Source organism: Neorhizobium sp. IRS_2294, from assembly GCF_050500145.1.
Taxonomy (GTDB): domain Bacteria; phylum Pseudomonadota; class Alphaproteobacteria; order Rhizobiales; family Rhizobiaceae; genus Neorhizobium; species Neorhizobium soli.
Genome location: NZ_CP191439.1, coordinates 817,078 through 831,782 on the forward strand (window position 1 = coordinate 817,078; position 14,705 = coordinate 831,782).

Annotated in this window: 19 protein-coding genes; 16 read left to right on the forward strand and 3 right to left on the reverse strand. The window is 60.0% G+C overall.

All coding sequences use genetic code 11. The features are described 5' to 3' along the window. Positions 1 to 25: 25 nt before the first annotated feature. The 10 genes from coxB (at position 26) to ispH (ending at position 8,036) form a co-directional block, all read left to right on the forward strand. Positions 26 to 910 (forward strand): cytochrome c oxidase subunit II, encoded by an 885-nt coding sequence (gene coxB / locus ACQY1K_RS03810; protein WP_062453631.1) that lies wholly within the window; start codon positions 26 to 28, stop codon positions 908 to 910. A 17-nt stretch (positions 911 to 927) separates the two neighbouring features. Further along, positions 928 to 2,664, forward strand: a complete 1,737-nt coding sequence (gene ctaD, locus ACQY1K_RS03815) for a cytochrome c oxidase subunit I (RefSeq protein WP_430258347.1) — start codon at positions 928 to 930, stop codon at positions 2,662 to 2,664. Between the two features lie 73 nt (positions 2,665 to 2,737). Next, complete coding sequence (gene cyoE / locus ACQY1K_RS03820; RefSeq protein WP_209900053.1) at positions 2,738 to 3,694, forward strand: heme o synthase; 957 nt, start codon at positions 2,738 to 2,740, stop codon at positions 3,692 to 3,694. Then, positions 3,691 to 3,831 carry a hypothetical protein gene (locus ACQY1K_RS03825; protein ID WP_162734883.1) on the forward strand — a complete coding sequence of 47 codons (141 nt, stop codon included), beginning with the start codon at positions 3,691 to 3,693 and terminating at the stop codon, positions 3,829 to 3,831. Before cyoE ends, ACQY1K_RS03825 begins: the two co-directional genes overlap by 4 nt. 25 nt (positions 3,832 to 3,856) lie before the next feature. Next, positions 3,857 to 4,501, forward strand: coding sequence for a cytochrome c oxidase assembly protein (locus tag ACQY1K_RS03830; RefSeq protein ID WP_430258348.1), 645 nt, complete (start codon positions 3,857 to 3,859; stop codon positions 4,499 to 4,501). A gap of 62 nt (positions 4,502 to 4,563) precedes the next feature. Beyond that, entirely contained in the window at positions 4,564 to 5,439 is an 876-nt protein-coding gene (locus tag ACQY1K_RS03835) for a cytochrome c oxidase subunit 3 (RefSeq protein ID WP_430258349.1), read from the forward strand. 81 nt (positions 5,440 to 5,520) lie between these two features. Continuing rightward, positions 5,521 to 5,871 carry a type II toxin-antitoxin system RelE/ParE family toxin gene (locus tag ACQY1K_RS03840; protein ID WP_062453625.1) on the forward strand — a complete coding sequence of 117 codons (351 nt, stop codon included), beginning with the start codon at positions 5,521 to 5,523 and terminating at the stop codon, positions 5,869 to 5,871. Continuing rightward, on the forward strand, positions 5,868 to 6,161 hold the full coding sequence (locus ACQY1K_RS03845; protein ID WP_113166733.1) for a helix-turn-helix domain-containing protein: 294 nt from the start codon (positions 5,868 to 5,870) through the stop codon (positions 6,159 to 6,161). The genes ACQY1K_RS03840 and ACQY1K_RS03845 overlap by 4 nt, the downstream gene beginning before the upstream one ends. Positions 6,162 to 6,171: 10 nt before the next feature. Further along, positions 6,172 to 6,939, forward strand: coding sequence for an SURF1 family protein (locus ACQY1K_RS03850; RefSeq protein WP_430258899.1), 768 nt, complete (start codon positions 6,172 to 6,174; stop codon positions 6,937 to 6,939). Positions 6,940 to 7,010: 71 nt separating this feature from the next. Further along, the gene (gene ispH / locus ACQY1K_RS03855; protein WP_430258350.1) at positions 7,011 to 8,036 is read left to right on the forward strand and encodes a 4-hydroxy-3-methylbut-2-enyl diphosphate reductase; all 1,026 of its coding nucleotides are present in this window, start codon (positions 7,011 to 7,013) and stop codon (positions 8,034 to 8,036) included. A 45-nt stretch (positions 8,037 to 8,081) separates the two neighbouring features. On the opposite strand, the gene ACQY1K_RS03860 is transcribed toward ispH, so the two are convergent. Beyond that, complete coding sequence (locus ACQY1K_RS03860; protein ID WP_139283826.1) at positions 8,082 to 8,387, reverse strand: hypothetical protein; 306 nt, start codon at positions 8,385 to 8,387, stop codon at positions 8,082 to 8,084. 407 nt (positions 8,388 to 8,794) lie between these two features. On the opposite strand from ACQY1K_RS03860, the gene ACQY1K_RS03865 reads away from it, so the two are divergent. From ACQY1K_RS03865 to ACQY1K_RS03875, 3 genes are all read left to right on the forward strand, one after another. Then, positions 8,795 to 9,760 carry a homoserine kinase gene (locus ACQY1K_RS03865; protein WP_092661481.1) on the forward strand — a complete coding sequence of 322 codons (966 nt, stop codon included), beginning with the start codon at positions 8,795 to 8,797 and terminating at the stop codon, positions 9,758 to 9,760. Further along, a complete protein-coding gene (gene rnhA / locus ACQY1K_RS03870) occupies positions 9,754 to 10,197 on the forward strand; it encodes a ribonuclease HI (RefSeq protein WP_244474026.1) in 444 nt (147 codons plus the stop codon). Before ACQY1K_RS03865 ends, rnhA begins: the two co-directional genes overlap by 7 nt. A gap of 121 nt (positions 10,198 to 10,318) precedes the next feature. Further along, positions 10,319 to 10,627, forward strand: a complete 309-nt coding sequence (locus ACQY1K_RS03875) for a Dabb family protein (protein ID WP_062453619.1) — start codon at positions 10,319 to 10,321, stop codon at positions 10,625 to 10,627. Between the two features lie 96 nt (positions 10,628 to 10,723). On the opposite strand, the gene ACQY1K_RS03880 is transcribed toward ACQY1K_RS03875, so the two are convergent. Further along, complete coding sequence (locus ACQY1K_RS03880; RefSeq protein ID WP_062453618.1) at positions 10,724 to 11,209, reverse strand: peroxiredoxin; 486 nt, start codon at positions 11,207 to 11,209, stop codon at positions 10,724 to 10,726. Between the two features lie 84 nt (positions 11,210 to 11,293). Beyond that, positions 11,294 to 12,136 carry a protein-disulfide reductase DsbD domain-containing protein gene (locus ACQY1K_RS03885; protein ID WP_245341481.1) on the reverse strand — a complete coding sequence of 281 codons (843 nt, stop codon included), beginning with the start codon at positions 12,134 to 12,136 and terminating at the stop codon, positions 11,294 to 11,296. A 280-nt stretch (positions 12,137 to 12,416) separates the two neighbouring features. Here ACQY1K_RS03885 and ACQY1K_RS03890 point away from each other — a divergent pair, with 280 nt between their 5' ends. The 3 genes from ACQY1K_RS03890 to ACQY1K_RS03900 all read left to right on the forward strand — a co-directional run bounded on the left by ACQY1K_RS03890 (position 12,417) and on the right by ACQY1K_RS03900 (position 14,604). Next, the gene (locus ACQY1K_RS03890; protein WP_062579450.1) at positions 12,417 to 13,046 is read left to right on the forward strand and encodes a YqgE/AlgH family protein; all 630 of its coding nucleotides are present in this window, start codon (positions 12,417 to 12,419) and stop codon (positions 13,044 to 13,046) included. Positions 13,047 to 13,149: 103 nt separating this feature from the next. Then, on the forward strand, positions 13,150 to 13,341 hold the full coding sequence (locus ACQY1K_RS03895) for a CsbD family protein (RefSeq protein ID WP_062453615.1): 192 nt from the start codon (positions 13,150 to 13,152) through the stop codon (positions 13,339 to 13,341). Between the two features lie 111 nt (positions 13,342 to 13,452). Continuing rightward, positions 13,453 to 14,604 (forward strand): zinc-binding metallopeptidase family protein, encoded by a 1,152-nt coding sequence (locus ACQY1K_RS03900; protein WP_082471851.1) that lies wholly within the window; start codon positions 13,453 to 13,455, stop codon positions 14,602 to 14,604. Positions 14,605 to 14,705: the final 101 nt, after the last annotated feature.

The window sequence follows — 14,705 nt, forward strand, 5'->3', positions numbered from 1 at the left end:
CGCATGGGAGAGAGGGTTTATCGTTATGTTGAGAGCTTACGCCGCAATGGCGTCGCTTATCTGTCTTTTCACGGCTTCGCTGGCCCATGCGGACCAGCCGAGGCCATGGCAGATGGATTTGCAGGCGCCCGCGTCACCGATCATGCACCAAATTCGCTGGTTCGAGCACTATACGCTCTGGTTCATCGTGCCGGTGACATTGCTCGTTCTGGTGCTGCTGATCATGGTTGCGGTCAAGTTCCGCGCCAGCCGCAATCCGGTTGCTTCGCGCACCAGCCACAACACGGTCATCGAGATCGTCTGGACCGTGGCGCCGGTGCTGATCCTGTTCTTCCTCGCCATCCCGTCCTTCAACCTTCTGAACGCACAGCTGGAAATTCCGGATGCGGACATGACGGTCAAGGCCACCGCCACCCAGTGGCAGTGGAACTACGAATATGAGGGTTCCGGCGAAACGCCCGTCGCCTTCGACAGCTACATGCTGAAGGATCCGGATCGCGCTGCCGCCGGCAAGACCGATATCGATCGCTATCCGCGGCTGCTTGCCGTCGACAACGAAATGATCATTCCGGTCGGCAAGACGGTACGCATGCTGGTGACGGCAGCGCCGTCCGACGTGATCCACGCCTTCGCCATGCCGGCCTTCGGCGTCAAGATCGATGCCGTTCCCGGCCGTCTCAACGAGACCTGGTTCAAGGCCGATCGCGAGGGGATGTATTACGGCCAGTGTTCCGAGCTTTGCGGCAAGGATCACGCCTATATGCCGATCGCCATCCACGTCGTCTCCGAGGAAAAGTACAACACCTGGCTTGCCCAGGCCGCCAGCGACCTTCCCGGTGCTTATAAAGCACTGGTCGCCGATGCCGGCACGGCCAAGCCCGCCGACGGCCTGGCCGTCGCTGCGAAGTAATCAGGAGGCTGACGATAATGGCCGGACATACCACTCATACGGATCCCCATGGCGCTCACGCCCAGGACGACCATGCTCATGATGCCCACGCCCGCGCGTCTCACGACGATGCGCATGCGCATGGCGACCATCATTCCCACACACCGGGCTTTGCCGCCCGCTGGCTGTTTTCGACCAACCACAAGGATATCGGTACGCTCTATCTGATCTTCGCGATCATGGCGGGCGTCCTCGGCGGCCTTCTGTCGGTTGCGATGCGCATGGAGCTGCAGGAACCTGGCATCCAGATCTTCCACGGTCTGGCGGCCATGGTTTACGGCTTCGAGGGCGATGCCGCGATCGATGGCGGCAAGCACATGTACAATGTGTTCACCACCGCGCACGCGCTGATCATGATCTTCTTCATGGTCATGCCGGCGATGATCGGCGGGTTTGCCAACTGGATGGTTCCGATCATGATCGGCGCGCCTGACATGGCCTTCCCGCGTCTCAACAACATCTCCTTCTGGCTGATCATTCCGGCATTCCTGCTTCTGATGCTGTCAATGTTCGTCGAGGGACCGTCCGGTGCCTATGGCGCGGGCGGCGGCTGGACCATGTATCCGCCGCTGTCGACCTCGGGCCATCCGGGTCCGGCCGTCGATCTGGCGATCCTTGCGCTCCACGTTGCAGGTGCCTCGTCGATCCTCGGCGCGATCAACTTCATCACCACCATCCTCAACATGCGCGCTCCGGGCATGACGCTGCACAAGATGCCGTTGTTTGCCTGGGCCGTTCTGGTCACTGCCTTCCTGCTTCTTCTGTCGCTGCCGGTTCTCGCCGGTGCCATCACCATGGCGCTAACCGACCGCAACTTCGGAACCACGTTCTTCTCGCCTGAAGGCGGCGGCGATCCGATCCTCTACCAGCACCTGTTCTGGTTCTTCGGTCACCCGGAAGTCTACATCCTGATCCTGCCCGGCTTCGGCATCGTCAGCCACATCATCTCGACCTTCTCGAAAAAGCCGGTCTTCGGCTATCTCGGCATGGCCTATGCGATGGTGGCAATCGGCGCGGTCGGCTTCATAGTCTGGGCCCACCACATGTACACGGTCGGCCTGTCGCTCGATGCGCAGCGCTACTTCGTGTTCGCAACCATGGTGATCGCGGTGCCGACCGGCATCAAGATCTTCTCCTGGATCGCGACGATGTGGGGTGGCTCGATCACCTTCAAGGCGCCGATGGTCTGGGCAATCGGCTTCATCTTCCTGTTTACCGTGGGCGGCGTCACCGGCGTCCAGCTCGCCAATGCCGGCCTCGACCGGTCGCTGCACGACACCTATTACGTGGTGGCTCACTTCCACTACGTCCTGTCGCTCGGCGCCGTATTTGCAATCTTTGCCGGCTGGTATTACTGGTTCCCGAAAATGTTCGGCTACATGTATAGCGAGAAGGTGGCGCACCTGCATTTCTGGGTGATGTTCGTGGGCGTGAACCTGGTGTTCTTCCCGCAGCATTTCTTAGGCCTCGCCGGCATGCCACGCCGCTATATCGATTATCCGGATGCCTTCGTGGGCTGGAACTACATCTCCTCGATCGGTTCCTACATCTCCTTCGCCGGTGTTCTGGTCTTCCTCTTCGGCGTCTGGGAAGCCTTCGCCAAGAAGCGTGTCGCCGGCGACAATCCATGGGGTGAAGGTGCAACGACGCTCGAGTGGCAGCTGTCTTCGCCGCCGCCTTACCACCAGTGGGAACAGCTGCCGCGCATCCGCTAAAGGCAGCGTTCCGAACAAGGGACATCGCGTGTGACACGCGCTGTCTCCTGAAATTGCAAGGTTTTTAGGTCTCATGACAGTTATCGATGATCGCGACGCTCTCGGCAATGACGCAGGCCTGTTCCTGTCTGAAGCGGGCGCGCGCGATTTCTTCGAACTTCTGAAGCCGCGGGTCATGTCGCTCGTCGTCTTCACGGCATTCGCAGGTCTCGTTCTGGCGCCCGGCACGCTCAATCCGGTTCTTGCTGTAATCTCGGTTCTCTGTATTGCCGTTGGCGCCGGCGCGTCCGGCGCGCTCAACATGTGGTACGACGCCGATATCGATGCCGTCATGACCCGCACCGCCAAGCGGCCTATTCCTGACGGTCGCGTGCGGCCGAGCGAAGCGCTTGCCTTCGGCCTGACGCTGTCGGTCTTCTCCGTCGCGATCCTCGGCCTTGCCGTCAACTGGCTGGCCGCCGGTCTGCTCGCCTTCACCATCTTCTTCTACGCCGTCGTCTATACGATGTGGCTGAAGCGCTCGACGCCGCAGAACATCGTCATCGGCGGTGCCTCAGGCGCCTTCCCGCCCATGATCGGCTGGGCCTGCGTCACCGGCGGCATCTCGCTCGACAGCGTGATCCTGTTCCTGATCATCTTCCTCTGGACGCCGGCACATTTCTGGGCGCTGGCGCTCTACAAGATGCGCGATTACGGCTCGGTTGGCGTGCCGATGATGCCGAACGTCGCTGGCGAGCGTTCCACCAAGATTCAGATGCTCGCCTATGCGGTTCTGACGGCTGTTCTCGGCGTCGCACCCAGCTTCACCGGCCTTGCCAGCATCGGCTACGGCATCTTTGCCGGCGTGCTCGGGCTGATCTTCATTGCCTGTTCCATCTCTGTCCTGCGCATGCCCGAAGGCGACGAGCGGATGGTGCCGGCCCGCAAGATGTTCGGTTACTCGATCTTTTATCTCTTCATCATCTTTTCCGCGCTGCTTGCCGACCACGCGGCAGCCGGTGTGGCGACCCTGATCGGAAGCCTTCTATGATTGATACCGTCAAGCTCAACGACGCCCAGAGAAAGTCCCGCCGCAACAGAAATGTGGCGCTGGGACTGGTCCTCGCCGGGCTGGTCGTCCTTTTCTACGTGATGACGCTGGTCAAAGTCGGCGGCGTCGGCAACTGACCCAGAAAGCTTGAGGAGGAGGCACATGGGAGGAGAGGTTCACGGGAATGGTCAGGGCAACGCCCAGCGGCCGGGCCATGGCCAGGTGAAGCGGGTCAGCAATGCCGCGATCTTTGCCGGCTGCGCGGTGTTCGTCACCTGCATGGTGGGCGCCGCCTATGCCTCCGTACCGCTCTACCGCCTTTTCTGTCAGGTCACCGGCTATAACGGCACCACCCAGCGCAGCGAGCAATATTCCGATACCATCCTCGACAAGACCATCAAGGTCACGTTCGACGCCAATGTGTCGCCCGGGCTGAACTGGGATTTCAAGCCGTCGAAACCGGTGGAATTGAAGATCGGCGAGACCGGGCAGGTGTCGTTTACCGCGAAGAACCGTTCGCCGGTCGCCACCACGGGAACCGCGGTCTTCAACGTCACCCCCATGGAGGCGGCGGTCTATTTCAACAAGGTCCAGTGCTTCTGCTTCACCGAGCAGACCCTGCAGCCGGGCCAAACGATCGATATGCCGGTCGTCTTCTTCGTCGATCCCGAGATCGTCAAGGCGAACGAGACGAAGAACATCAAGACCATTACCCTGTCCTACACCTTCTATCCCGGCAAGGAGCCGCCGCCGAAGCCGGTTGCAGCCTTGCGGAATGGAGTGCAGGATAAGGGCAGTAAACTCTAGAAATGGCCCGCCGTTTTTGGCGGGTGGAACACTTGCGGTAAGCACCCTTGGGAGGGGCAGGCATGGCAGAAGCGCACCAGAAGAACCACGATTATCACATTATCGACCCCAGCCCTTGGCCGCTTCTCGCCTCGATCGGCGCCTTCGTCATGGCGTTCGGTGGCGTCGGTTACATGCGCTACCTGAAGGGTTCGGAATTCCACATTTTCGGCATGAACCTGGCAACGCCATGGGTCTTCTTCATCGGCCTCGCGATCGTCATCTATGTGATGATCGGCTGGTGGTCGGATACGATCAAGGAAGGTAATGCGGGCGCCCATACCCGCGTCGTGTCGCTGCATCTGCGCTATGGCATGATCATGTTCATCGCGTCGGAAGTGATGTTCTTCGTCGCCTGGTTCTGGGCCTTTTTCGATGCAAGCCTTTACGCCAACGAGGCGATCCAGGCCTCGCGGACGCAGTTCCTTGGCGGACAATGGCCGCCGAAAGGCGTCGAAGTTCTCGATCCGTGGCACCTGCCGCTGTATAACACGGTCATCCTGCTGCTGTCGGGCACCTGCGTCACCTGGGCCCACCACGCGCTCTTGCATAACGACCGCAAGGGTCTCGTCACGGGCCTGGCGCTGACGGTCGCACTCGGCGTCTTCTTTTCGGCAGTGCAGGTGTACGAATACGCCCACGCCCCGTTCGAATTCTCCAATTCGATCTATGGCGCCACCTTCTTCATGGCCACCGGCTTCCACGGTTTCCACGTTCTGATCGGCACCATCTTCCTGCTGGTCTGCCTCATCCGCGCCATGAACGGCGGCTTCACCTCGGAAAAACACTTCGGCTTCGAAGCAGCCGCCTGGTACTGGCACTTCGTCGACGTCGTCTGGCTCTTCCTGTTCTTCTCCATCTACATCTGGGGCGGCTGGGGCGCACCGCTGGCGCATTGAGAACAAACGACACTTCGAAGGGCGGCCGATGCCGCCCTTTTTTGTTGCGAAAGTGTACCAAAATTGGTACAATGCGCCGTGATGACGGATTTGCCGAAAAAGATCGTCGGAAGGTTCTACGCGACCGCACACGGGCGCAGGCCGGTGCGCGATTGGCTGATGGATCTCACGAGAGAAGACAGGCGGCAGATCGGTATCGATATCCAAAGGGTCGAGTTTGGCTGGCCGTTGGGCATGCCCTATTGCCGCTCTCTCGGAAATGGACTTTGGGAAGTTCGGACCAACCTCTCCGGCGGGCGCATCGCACGGGTGATCTTTTTCATTCACGAGGGTGAGATGATCCTTCTCCACGGCTTTGAAAAGAAGACCCAGAAGACACCGGCTCAGGATCTTGACCTCGCGCTGGCACGAAAACGGGATGTGGAACTATGACGGAGCAAAAGGGCTATATCGACAGGACAGAGACTTTCGACGATTTCCTTGAAGCCGATGGCCTGCTGGAGGAAACCGAGACGATTGCCCTGAAACAGGTGATTGCCGACCAGTTACGGGCGGCCATGCAAAAGGAAGGCCTCACGAAGACTGCCATGGCCGAGCGGATGAATTCCAGCCGTCAGCAGCTTGATCGATTGCTCGACCCGAACAATCCCTCGGTTACCCTTCTGACGTTGCGCCGTGCTGCAACAGCTGTCGGCCGCAATCTCCGTATCGAGCTGGTCTAGCATGCATCAGTTGACCGAGCGACAGCCGGCCTCTTCAAGGCGCTCCCGCAGCCTTGTGCGCACCATCGCCACAATCACCCTCATCCTGGCCTCGCTCGCCATCCTCCTTGCTCTCGGCACCTGGCAGATGGAACGGCTGCACTGGAAGGAAGGCCTGCTCGCCGATATCGCCGAGCGGCGCAGCGCAGATCCCGTACCGCTGGCAGACATCGAGCGGATCGCGGCGGATGGCGGCGATATCGAATACCGCCGCGTCGCGCTTTCAGGCACGTTCGACCACACGAAAGAACGGCATTTCTTCGCCACGTTTCAGGGCCAGACCGGTTTTTACGTCTACACCCCGCTGATCCTTTCCGATGGTCGCGCCCTTCTCGTCAATCGCGGCTTCATTCCCTACGAGATGAAAGAGGTCTCGACGCGCACGGCCGGCGAAGTCACGCGCGAGCAGCGGCTGACCGGTTATGCCCGCAGCCGTCTGGCGCAAAAGCCATCCTCCATCGTGCCCGACAACGATACCGCCAAGAACATCTTCTTCTGGAAGGATCTCGACGTCATGGCGTCGTCATCAGGTCTCGATCCGGCCAAAACCCTGCCGTTCTTTGTCGATGTGGATGATCTGGTTCAAAATCCCGGCGGCTGGCCGAAGGGCGGCGTCACCCAGTTCGATCTCCCCAACAGCCACCTCCAATATGCCTTCACCTGGTACGGGCTTGCAGCGGCACTGGTGGCGGTCGTCATCGGCGCATGGTGGCGCCGTGCCAAGCCTGCGACGCCATAGCCGTCACTTTTTTCTTGGCGTGGCGGAGCCGGCTCGCCTATATGGGGACTGCAACGGCTTACGGAAGCGACATGAACATCCAGGTCACAAAACCGGCTCTCACGATCCGCCTCTGCGGTCCGCGCGGCTTTTGCGCCGGCGTCGATCGGGCAATCCAGATCGTCGTGCTGGCGCTGAAAGCCTATGGCGCGCCGGTCTATGTCCGTCACGAGATCGTCCACAACCGCTATGTCGTCGAGGGACTGGAAGCCAAGGGCGCCGTCTTCGTTGAGGAACTGGATGAGATCCCGGCGGAGCATCGCCAACAGCCGGTGGTATTTTCCGCTCATGGCGTGCCGAAATCGGTGCCCGAGGATGCCCAGGCCCGCAATCTTTTCTATCTCGATGCCACATGCCCGCTCGTCTCAAAAGTCCACAAGCAGGCGATGCGCCACCAGCGGCTGGGCCGCCATGTGGTCCTGATCGGCCATGCTGGACATCCGGAAGTGATCGGCACAATGGGCCAGTTGCCGGAAGGCACGGTCTCGCTCGTCGACACGATCGCCGATGCCGAAGCCTATATCCCCGCCGATCCTGACAATCTCGGTTACGTTACCCAGACGACGCTGTCAGTGGATGATACGGCCGGTGTCATCGCCAAGCTGCAGGAACGCTTCCCGAACCTGACGGCACCCGCAGCCGACAGCATCTGCTACGCCACCACCAACCGCCAGGAAGCCGTCAAGGAAGCAGCACCCGGCTGCGATCTCTTCATCGTGGTCGGCGCACCGAACTCGTCGAACTCCAAGCGTCTCGTCGAAGTCGCTCTGCGGGCCGGCGCCAGACGCTCGATCCTGGTGCAGCGCGCCTCCGAGCTGAACTGGGATGAGATCGGCCAGATCCAGACGCTCGGCCTATCCGCCGGCGCCTCTGCCCCGGAAGTCATCGTCGACGAAATCATCGAAGCCTTCAAGCAGAGGTTTTCGGCCGAAATCGAGCTTGCGATCACCGCCGAGGAAACCGAAAACTTCCTCGTCAACCGCGAACTCCGCGCCGTCCCCCTCACCATCGAAGACATGGCCTGGGTCAACGGCGAGCGCCCTCTCTCCGCTGGATGAACCGCCTTCGGCTCTAGCGAAGCACCGGCCAAGCCGGCGTGGACACTAGAAGCGGATCCTGATTGCGCCCTCAACAAGACACCAGACCATTACCGCTATAAAGAATACCGATTTCCAGATATCGACCGCGTAATCTATCGGGAATTTTCCGGAGATAGGAACCGAGTTGATCCACATGATGAAAATCGGAGCGATGACGACCAGCCATCTCATCTCCGCGCGACGATCCTCATCACGCAAGCTTCCGACAAGAGGGCGGACTTTGGTCTTTACCAGCGTCAGATGAAAGTATGCGACGGCAGCAACAGCCATGCTGCCAAAGGCAGCAAATGCGGGGCCATAGCCAAGCACTCGAGCGCATATCATTAGAAATTCTAGTCCGACTATTCCGATAAGATAGACGTTAGTCAGACCCGGGATCAACATCGAATCACTCGCCAATTTTTCCGATTTTAAGCAGTACCGGTCGATGGTTCGCTATATTGTTTGTCTACGCCAGCATTGTCGGCGTAAATTTTTCCCGACCTGAATTTGGGGATATGTCTGCAAAATGTCTGACACCGCATCTATCGATGGGTTCATCGGTACCGATAGCCGTTTTTGAGTTCACGGCCCGGATTGAAGCGATCTGCCGGGGCAGATTTTCATCAGGGCAAAGGCGACCATTCGACCCCTTTTGAGCCAACAGCAGGCTTCAATCTGGCCAGGAAACGCTCTAGGAAGAGATCCAGCGCAACGATCATCAGCGGGACGAAATCTTGGCCGTCTATACCGATATCACCGAAATCGACCTGAACCGGTTCCTGGCCGAATATGATGTCGGGGAGCTCACGTCCTACAAGGGCATTGCCGAGGGCGTCGAGAACTCGAATTTCCTGCTGCACACAACCCGCGAGCCGCTGATCCTGACGCTGTATGAAAAGCGCGTCGAGAAATCCGACCTGCCGTTCTTTCTGGGCCTGATGCAGCACCTGGCCGATCGGGGTCTGTCCTGCCCGCTGCCTTTGCCACGCCGCGACGGGCAGTTGCTAGGCGAACTCTCGACCCGGCCGGCGGCCCTCATCTCGTTTCTCGAGGGCATGTGGCTGAGACGGCCGGAGGCGAGGCACTGCCGCGAGGTCGGCAAGGCGCTGGCGCAGATGCATCTCGCCGGCGAAGGGTTTAAGATCAAGCGCCCCAATGCGCTGTCGCTCGATGGCTGGAAGGTCCTGTGGGAGAAATCCGCGGACCGCGCCGACGAGGTCGAAACGGGGCTGCAGGACGAGATCACCTCGGAACTGGAATTTCTCGCCGCCCATTGGCCGAAGGATCTGCCGGCGGGTGTCATCCATGCGGATCTGTTTCAGGACAACGTCTTCTTCCTCGGCGACGAACTTTCCGGCCTCATCGACTTCTACTTCGCCTGCAACGATCTCTTAGCCTACGACGTATCCATCTGCCTCAATGCCTGGTGCTTCGAAGCGGACGGCAGCTATAACGTTGAGAAGGGTATGGCGATGCTGGAAGGATATCGCAGCGTCCGGCCACTGTCTGATGCGGAGATCGCCGCATTGCCGGTGCTTGCCCGCGGCTCGGCCCTGCGCTTCTTTCTCACCCGGCTCTATGATTGGCTGACGACGCCCGAGGGCGCGCTGGTGGTCAAGAAGGATCCGCTCGAATACCTCCGCAAGCTGCGGTTCCACCGCGGCATTTCCTCTGCTGCAGATTATGGACTGACATCATGAAACAGGTCGACATTTTCACCGACGGCGCCTGTTCCGGCAATCCCGGCCCGGGCGGCTGGGGCGCTATCCTGCGTTACGGCGAAACCACCAAGGAACTGTCCGGCGGCGAGGCCGAAACGACCAACAACCGCATGGAACTCATGGCCGCCATCAGCGCCCTCAACGCGCTCAAGGACACGTGCGAGGTCGATCTTCACACCGACAGCAAATACGTGATGGACGGCATTTCCAAGTGGATCTTCGGCTGGAAGAAGAACGGCTGGAAGACGGCCGATAAGAAGCCCGTCAAGAACGGTGAGTTGTGGCAGCAGCTCGATGTCGCCAACCAGCGCCACAAGGTCAAATGGCACTGGGTCAAGGGCCATGCAGGCCATCCGGAAAACGAACGCGCCGACGAACTGGCCCGCACCGGCATGGCGCCTTTCAAGAGAAAGTAGCGGTTGCTCTTGAGGGTGGTTTACAGCAAAGGTGCGAAGCGGTTTCCCGTCGGGCATAGCGTTGAAGCAGGCTCCACGACGATTTCGCGCCATACAGAACAGCCATAGGGTGGACCCACCGATGATCCTTCATTGCGTCTTCATGCGCTTCAAGACTGCATTGCAGCCGGCAGAGAAGCAGGAAATCTACGACGCCGTTCACGGCCTCAAAACGCTCATTCCCGGCATTGTCGATGTGAAGTCCGGCCCGAACGCCTCATCGGAAGGCCTGAACGGCGGCTTCCTCGACGGCTTCATCGTCACCTTCGACACGCTGGAAAGCCGTGACGCCTATCTCGTCCATCCCGACCATATTACCGTCGCCGAACGAATTGTCGCCGCATCCGATGGCGGCGTGTCGGGCCTGATGGTTTTCGATATGGCAGTGTAATGGTTCGAGGCGGGCTCTAGCCCCTCGCAGCGTCTCATGCGCAATGGGAATGAGGGGCATGAGCCCCTCAAACGATCTCATGGAATACTAATTGACTTAGAGGCGTTCCAGCATCGCGTCGGCACCCGAGACGGTGGCCTGGCCAGGGCTTTCCTCGATGTCGAGTGACTTCACCACACCGTCCTCGACCAGCATCGCGTAGCGCTTGGAGCGCACGCCAAGCCCGCCGGCGGAAAGATCGGCATCAAGGCCCATCGCCTTGGTAAAGGCACCGTCCCAGTCGGCCAGAAAATGGATCTTGTCCATGCCGCCGGTCTGCTGTGCCCAGGCGCCCATTACATGCCAGTCGTTGACGGCAACGACGGCGATGTCGTCGACACCCTTGGCAAGCAGCGCGTCGCGATTGTCGAGATAGCCGGGCAGGTGGTTCAGTGTGCAGGTGGGCGTGAAGGCGCCGGGTACCGCAAACAGCACGACTTTCTTGCCGGCAAACAGCGCGTCCGTCGAGATCTCGACCGGGCCGTCAGCAGTCTTTTCCTTGAAGGTGGCACTGGGTAGTTTTTCACCGATAGCGATGGTCATGGGATCTCCTGTTGGCTTGAAGTTTGCCGTTCGGCGGAACTATAGGTCGCGGTCGGCAAGAGGCAAGCGAAGACGGGAGAGGTCTCAGTCGAAAACGATGGACGTCTCCATCGACCGACTGCCGCTGGTCGCCAGAATGCCCCACCGTTTGCCGCTGATGTCGTAATTGTCAGGCAATTTGCCCACCGGCATATCCAGCGTATAGGCATGACCCTGCCGCTTCGCATCGACGCTTTCGAAGAGCACATGCCCCTCGGGACCGGTCACCACCACCTGCGGCGGCGCGGTCGCACTGTCCGGCAGCCGCAGCGTCAGCCGTAGAACCTTCCCGCCCTTCACCATCGCATAATCAGTCACGGCAAAATCGTTGGCCGGAGGCGAGGGGAGTGCGGCGCTGGCGGCGTTGAGGATCATTGCCTCTTCCACCGGCGTGCCCCGGACCGCTTTCATCGGCAGAGAGAATTCGGCCTGGAAGGGTATGCAGATATTGCGGCAAATGCCGATAAACGCGGAAACGTCGATGCTTGCCGCCCCCAACGGCAAGACCTGTGAGGCTTGCCCCGCCTTGGTCGGCTTGTCGAGCTTCAGCGCAAACGGAAATGCCACGGCGCGATCATAGCCGATGTCGGTCACGTCACCGTTGGTGATCAGCTTTGGAACCGGATAGGACATCGTCTGGGAGGTGATCCCGCTTTCGCGCGAAAATGTCAGTTGCGGCGGAATGCCCGCTTCACCCGGCTCTTTCCAATAGGTGATCCAGCCATCCTTCGGCTCGATCTGCATCGCTCCGCGCACGGTTCCATCGGGCTCTGGAGGCATGGTGACGATCCGCATGCGGCCGCCCTCGTTGGTGGCCCAGGGCGTCATTTCCGCCAGAGCATCGGCCGCCGCCGTCTGCAATCCAAGGCAGATGGCAGCGCCAAGCAACAGGTTTGCGGTTGTGGTTCGAATTGGGGTCAGGCTCCTCATCGCTCAGGGATTAACCGTTAAATGTTGAACGAACCAGCAGCGCTTTCGAAAAACAGGATCATTTTCCGTTGATCGCCACGGTTCGTGCCCCATGTTTCAGGAACGCTGCTGTGAAGCAGCAGCCACGGCACGCTCTCACAACCAGGCGGGCCCGGCCTTCAAAGACAGTCAGTACAGACATTTCAAACGGCCGCAGTTTTGCTAGAATAGGTTTCAAAGCGCTGCAGGTGGAGGCATGATGGCTTTTTCGCTTCTCTCGGGTGCTCAGGACGACGGCGGCAAGGGCGGTCGCGAACGCGGCTTTCTTGACGGACAGTTCCTGATTGCGATGCCGAGCATGCAGGATACCAATTTCTCCCGCACGGTCATCTATGTCTGCGCCCATTCTCCGGCCGGCGCCATGGGGTTTATCATCAACCGCGCCCAGGAAATTTCCTTCACGGAAGTGTTGCGGCACCTCAAGCTCTTGGACGAGCACGAGATCATTGCCCTCCCGCACGAATGCCGTGAGTTCCCGATCCTGTCTGGAGGTCCGGTGGAAACCGGTCGCGGCTTCGTGCTGCATTCCGACGACTTCTCGAGCGAATCCTCCATTCCCGTCAGCGACGATATCTCGCTCACCGCCACGCTCGATATCATCCGCGCCATCTGTGACGGCAGGGGGCCATCACGCGCTACCATGCTGCTCGGTTACGCAGGCTGGGGTGCAGGACAGTTGGAGCGGGAGATTTCCAGCAACGGCTGGCTGAACTGCCCGGCCAGCGAAGATCTGATCTTCGGTACGACGCTGGAAGACAAGTACGAGCGCGCGCTCGCCTCGATGGGCGTGACGCCCGCAATGCTGTCCTCCGACGCCGGCCACGCCTGAGTTTCTGAAATTCTTGAGTGATGCCGGAACGAACTGCCAAGGCTCGGAGTTCTCCTAGTGCAAGACATCGAAAACGATGCCGCTAAGCTCAAGGAGAAACACTATGGGTAGCACCAGCGATAAAATTTCCGGAATGGGCAATGAAGTCTCCGGTAAGGTCAAGCAGGCTGTCGGCGACATGACCGACAACCACGAGCTGGAAGCCAAGGGCGCTGCCCAGGAAGCCAAGGGCGAAGCCCAGCAGGCCAAGGGCAAGATCAAGGAAGCCGGCAAGGACATCGTTGATCGCGCCTAAGCGATCCGAATCCGCCAAATCCAGAAACCTGTTCCGGTCCTACCGGGGCAGGTTTTTTATCATCCAGAATTCAGTTCACCCCAACTTCCACTTCGTCTAGCGGATCTGTCCATGCGCCTCTTCGACTGCGATCACTGCGGCCAACCGGTTTATTTCGACAATCGCAACTGCGTCCACTGCGGTTACAAACTGGCTTTCGTTCCGGAAAAGCTCGCCATCATGGCTCTGGAGCAGGACGAGATGGTTGCGGGTCCCGACGCCCCCGTGGCGGACCCGACCTGGCACCTGTTCGGTGACCTCGACAGCAAGGTGAGGCTCTGTGCCAACAGCAGCCTGGATATCTGCAACTGGACGGTCGTTGCCGAGGACCCGAACCCGTTTTGCCCGGCTTGCCGGCACAACCGCCTGGTGCCTGACGCCTCGACCGAGGAGGGGCTGGACCAGTGGCGTCGCATCAGCCAGGCGCAGCGCCATCTGTTCTACTCGCTGATGAAATGGAACCTGCCGCGCACCAACCGCGAAGAAGATCCGCAGGGCGGCCTCGTCTTCGATTTCCTGATCGACGAGATCCAGCCGGATGGAACGGTGAAGCCCGCCATGACCGGCCACGAAGACGGCCTTATCGCCATCCGCGCTGCCGAAGCCGACGACGCGACGCGCGAGCAGATCCGCATCTCGATGAACGAGCCCTATCGCACGATGCTCGGCCACTTCCGCCACGAGACCGGCCACTACATCTGGGACAAGCTCATCCGCGACGGCGGCAGGACCGATGCATTCCGCGCCGTGTTCGGCGACGAGACGATGGATTATGCCGACGCGTTGCGCCGCAACTACGAAGAAGGCCCGCCGGTTGGCTGGCAGCAGTCGTACATCAGCACCTATGCGAGCTCGCATCCGTGGGAGGATTTCGCCGAGACCTTCGCCCACTACATCCATATCGTCGATACACTGGAAATGGCGCGCGCCTACGGCCTGTCGATCGACCCGCGACGTCACGGTGAACTTGCAGCGGAAGTTGCGTTCCAACCCTACGAGGCAGCAAGCGCCGAGCAGCTCGTTCGGGCGTGGATTCCGTTCAGCATGGCGTTGAACAGCATCCATAGGGCCATGGGTGTGCCGGATCTCTATCCGTTCATCCTCGCCCCGGCGGTCACCACCAAGCTGCAGTTCATCCACGACATGATCCAGGAAAACCGCCGTCAGCATCCGGGCGCGACTTGGGAAGCCATGAGCGGCGCCGCGATGGCAACGGCTGTATGATCAGGCTCTATTCACGCGGACGGGCCTGACATCAGGCCTGTCAGGCTGCTCGAAACACAGGTGAGGCTTGGTTGACGAGAGCGATAGCCGGTCTCCCTCAT

What these genes read in the sequence shown, in the direction of transcription:
- ACQY1K_RS03840 (WP_062453625.1), top strand. Translation starts at nt 5,521, where the DNA reads ATGACGGATTTGCCGAAAAAGATCGTCGGAAGGTTCTACGCGACCGCA.
- ispH (WP_430258350.1), top strand. Translation starts at nt 7,011, where the DNA reads ATGAACATCCAGGTCACAAAACCGGCTCTCACGATCCGCCTCTGCGGT.
- ACQY1K_RS03880 (WP_062453618.1), bottom strand. Translation starts at nt 11,209, where the DNA reads ATGACCATCGCTATCGGTGAAAAACTACCCAGTGCCACCTTCAAGGAA.
- coxB (WP_062453631.1), top strand. Translation starts at nt 26, where the DNA reads ATGTTGAGAGCTTACGCCGCAATGGCGTCGCTTATCTGTCTTTTCACG.
- ctaD (WP_430258347.1), top strand. Translation starts at nt 928, where the DNA reads ATGGCCGGACATACCACTCATACGGATCCCCATGGCGCTCACGCCCAG.
- ACQY1K_RS03895 (WP_062453615.1), top strand. Translation starts at nt 13,150, where the DNA reads ATGGGTAGCACCAGCGATAAAATTTCCGGAATGGGCAATGAAGTCTCC.
- ACQY1K_RS03830 (WP_430258348.1), top strand. Translation starts at nt 3,857, where the DNA reads ATGGGAGGAGAGGTTCACGGGAATGGTCAGGGCAACGCCCAGCGGCCG.
- ACQY1K_RS03835 (WP_430258349.1), top strand. Translation starts at nt 4,564, where the DNA reads ATGGCAGAAGCGCACCAGAAGAACCACGATTATCACATTATCGACCCC.
- ACQY1K_RS03900 (WP_082471851.1), top strand. Translation starts at nt 13,453, where the DNA reads ATGCGCCTCTTCGACTGCGATCACTGCGGCCAACCGGTTTATTTCGAC.
- cyoE (WP_209900053.1), top strand. Translation starts at nt 2,738, where the DNA reads ATGACAGTTATCGATGATCGCGACGCTCTCGGCAATGACGCAGGCCTG.
- ACQY1K_RS03825 (WP_162734883.1), top strand. Translation starts at nt 3,691, where the DNA reads ATGATTGATACCGTCAAGCTCAACGACGCCCAGAGAAAGTCCCGCCGC.
- ACQY1K_RS03875 (WP_062453619.1), top strand. Translation starts at nt 10,319, where the DNA reads ATGATCCTTCATTGCGTCTTCATGCGCTTCAAGACTGCATTGCAGCCG.
- ACQY1K_RS03845 (WP_113166733.1), top strand. Translation starts at nt 5,868, where the DNA reads ATGACGGAGCAAAAGGGCTATATCGACAGGACAGAGACTTTCGACGAT.
- ACQY1K_RS03890 (WP_062579450.1), top strand. Translation starts at nt 12,417, where the DNA reads ATGGCTTTTTCGCTTCTCTCGGGTGCTCAGGACGACGGCGGCAAGGGC.